The sequence below is a fragment of the uncultured Novosphingobium sp. genome (assembly GCF_964277725.1).
In the GTDB taxonomy this organism is placed as follows: Bacteria; Pseudomonadota; Alphaproteobacteria; order Sphingomonadales; family Sphingomonadaceae; genus Novosphingobium; species Novosphingobium fluoreni.
Map to the genome: position 1 here is coordinate 1 of NZ_CAXYKL010000175.1, position 3473 is coordinate 3473.

The 3473-nt window shown below is 58.6% G+C and carries 2 protein-coding genes; one reads left to right on the forward strand and one right to left on the reverse strand.

Annotation, left to right across the window (positions count from 1 at the left end; genetic code table 11):
- Window positions 1-2307, forward strand: a 2307-nt coding sequence (locus ACHWRX_RS09875; RefSeq protein ID WP_394659063.1) for a TonB-dependent receptor plug domain-containing protein, incomplete at its 5' end; no start/stop codon positions are given.
- Window positions 2308-2402: 95 nt separating this feature from the next.
- Here the strand turns inward: ACHWRX_RS09875 and ACHWRX_RS09880 are convergent.
- Window positions 2403-3410 (reverse strand): aldo/keto reductase, encoded by a 1008-nt coding sequence (locus tag ACHWRX_RS09880; protein WP_394659064.1) that lies wholly within the window; start codon window positions 3408-3410, stop codon window positions 2403-2405.
- Between the last annotated feature and the right edge of the window lie 63 nt (window positions 3411-3473).

The following is a 3473-nucleotide window of genomic DNA, read 5'->3' on the forward strand; positions in this document are numbered from 1 at the left end:
GCCGCGCCTGTGCAAGTTCTGGACACAACTGCGCTCGCCCATGTGGGCCAGCCTGACCTTACCCAAGTTCTATCGCAATTGGCACCATCCTTCACCTCACAGGCTTTGGGCGGCGATAGCGGCAATCTCACGACTTCGGCCAGGCTTCGCGGACTAAGCGCCAATCATGTCCTGGTTCTGGTCAACGGCAAGCGCCGGCACGGCACGGCAAATCTCCAGGTTACCACGGGCCCGTACCAAGGCGGCGCTGCTCCCGATCTCGATCTCATTCCGCCGGAAGCGATCGAACGGATAGAGATCTTGCAGGATGGCGCAGCCGCGCAGTACGGTTCTGATGCCATCGCCGGCGTCATAAACATCATACTCAAAAAGGATCACGCAGGTGGTGTCGCAAATATCACCGCGGGCCAATATGGTGTAGGTGACGGCGAAACCTTGGCCGGTACAACTCGACTGGCTTTGCCGCTTGGTGGGAACGGCTTTCTGGACGTCACCGCATTGCACCGATTTCACGATTACAGCCAGCGCGGCGGGGCTGACCGGCGCGTTGCCAATCCAGATGGAACGCTGCTCCCCGGCGTACCGGCGGCGTGGGCGAACATCCCAGGTTTTCCCAGACTGAACCCGTTGCTGGGTGACGCGCGCTCGTCGCTTACTACCGCCACTATCAACGCCGGTTACGATTTCGGCAGCGTAGAAGCCTATGCATTTGGCACCTACGGCCGCCGCGTGGCGCGATCGCGCCAGCAGTACCGTCTCCCCAATCGCATAAGCCGTATCGCTAACGGCATCACCGTGTTCCCCTTTCCAAACGGCTTTGTTCCCAAGATCGGTTTGCAAGAAGAGGATTTCAGTGGGACTGGCGGGCTGCGCGGTGCGCTGGCGGGCTGGAACTGGGATCTATCGGCCACCTACGGACGTGACAAGGCGAAGATCAGCACTCTCGATTCCGCCAACGCCTCGCTTTATACCGACACCGGGTTCACACCCCGCGATTTCTACGACGGCGCGTTCCTCGCATCTCAGTTCACCGGCAATCTCGATTTGCGGCGTACGGTGGACGTGGGCCTGGCCGCGCCCCTGACAATTGCTTTTGGTGGCGAGTATCGGCGCGATGTTTACGAAATTCGCTCCGGTGACGAGGCGTCGCGGTATAAGGAGGGAGGCCAGGCCTATCCCGGGTTCCAGCCTACCGATGCCGCAGTCCGCCGCCGTCATGCCTGGTCAGGCTATATCGACGTTGCCACACAGCCGTTGACCGGGTGGACGGTCGACCTTGCGGGACGGTTCGAACACTACAGCGACGTCGGCAATACGACAATTGGCAAGATCAGCACGCGATACGATGTGTCACCCGCGTTCGGGTTGCGCGGCACTGCCAGCACCGGGTTTCGTGCACCGACACTGGCCGAGTCCTTTTACTCAGCCACTAACGTGTCGCCCGCCTATGCGATTGTCCAGCTACCGGCCAATTCAGCCGCGGCGGCGTTAACTGGCTTTTCACCTTTGACGCCCGAGAAATCGACAAACTTCTCAGGCGGCCTCGTCTGGCGCGGGTTGCCAAAGCTCACGATCACGCTGGATGCCTACCAGATCAGAATAAAGAAGCGCATCGCCGCGTCCGGATTAGTTCTCGGCCGATTTGGCACCTTCGTTATCAACCAGACCGTGCTGGATGCGATCACGGCGCAAGGCACCGTGATCGACCCTGCCGCCGCCTTCGTTGGCGTAAGTGCTTTCACCAACGGCGTAGACACACGCACACGAGGCGTGGAACTATCCGTCAATTACGCAACCGAGTTGCCAAATGCACGAATAGACTGGTCACTTGCTGCTAATTACAATCGTACCACAATTACGCACAACCGATTGGGTGATAACTTGTTCGGACCTACCGCGCAGAGCAATCTTGAAACTGCGTCACCCCGTTTCAAAGCCGTTTTGGGCGCGCTAGTCACTCATGGTCCAATTTCGCTGAACGTCCGTGAGACAGTCTATGGCAAATCCAGCACGCTTGCGTCACCTTCGGGGACAGCACCATTTTATCGAGCGACTGTGACAAAGGCCGCGATCACCGATCTCGAGTTGGCCTACGAAAGCGACGCTGGCCTGCGCTTGGCGATCGGCGCGAACAATCTGTTCGACAAGCGGCCGCCAAACGCCTCCTCCGTTCCCGGATCAGTCGGCACTCCCACGGCAGGACCGCAAAGCATCCTTGGCGTGGAAATGTATGACGCGCCCTTGGTAATCGCACCCTATGGCTTCAACGGCGGATACTATTACATCAGGGCCGGAGTGCGTTTTTAGAAAAGGGTGGTCAGGCGGCCGGATCGCATTCGCTTGTTACTGGCAGGGCGGTGAGTGTTCACGTTTTTCGGAACACTCACCGCATCGAGACAGGTTTATCCTGGAAGCGGAGCGGCAAGATCAATCAGCCCCGCATCCCGCAGCTCTTGCCAAAACGACGCCGGAATGACTTCATTGAGCGCCGCTCTGTCTTCAGCGATCCGGCTCGGTCGACTAGCACCAGGAATGACGGCGACGACCGCCGGATTGGCAAGGGAAAACTGCAGACCAGCCGCCTTGATGCTCACGCCGAGACGATCGGCGATGGCCCTGATCTTTGCGACCCTTTCGAGAGTTTCGGGGTTCGCCGGCGCATATTCAAAATTGGGCCCGCCAACAAGAGCGCCTGAATTGTAGGGTCCACCAATCACAATGCCCACACCGCGCTTAGCTGCGAGCGGCATCAATCGCTGGAGGGCCCGGCTGTGATCGAGCAGTGTATAACGCCCGGCGAGCAAAAAGGCGTTGGGCTGCGGCTCTTGGAGTTCTAGAAGCAATTCAATCGGCTCTACTTTGTTGACTCCGAGACCCCACGCCCTGATCGTACCCTCTTCACGGAGCCGGTCTAGCGCCCGGAACGCGCCCGTCCGGGCCTCCTCGAACTTTTCTAGCCAGCGATCGCCCCACAAATCCTGAGCGACGTCGTGGACAAAGGCGATCTCGATATGATCAATGCGCAAACGTTTCAGGCTGTCTTCTATTGAGCGTAACGTTGCGTCGTAACCATAATCGTTGATCACCCGATTTGCCCGGCCGTGCGCAAATGCTTCGCCCTTTTCCGCTCGGTCGCGGACGCTCACATCCCCCAACTCATCGAGGATCACACGACCGACCTTCGTGCTGATTACATATTGATCGCGTGGCCGTCCGGCGAGAACCTCCCCCATCCGTAACTCCGCAAGACCGGCACCATAGAAAGGCGCATTGTCATAATAACGGATCCCGTCGTTCCAGGCGGCCTCTACGGTTGCCAAAGCCTCTTCCTCGGGGATATCGCGGAACAGATTGCCGAGCGGTGCTGCGCCAAAGCCGAGCTTTCCCGGTAAGATATCTGTCAAATCCATTACGCTTCTCCTTGGCGCTCATTTGATTTCAGACGAGGTGTCTCTTGTCATGTTGCAGCCATC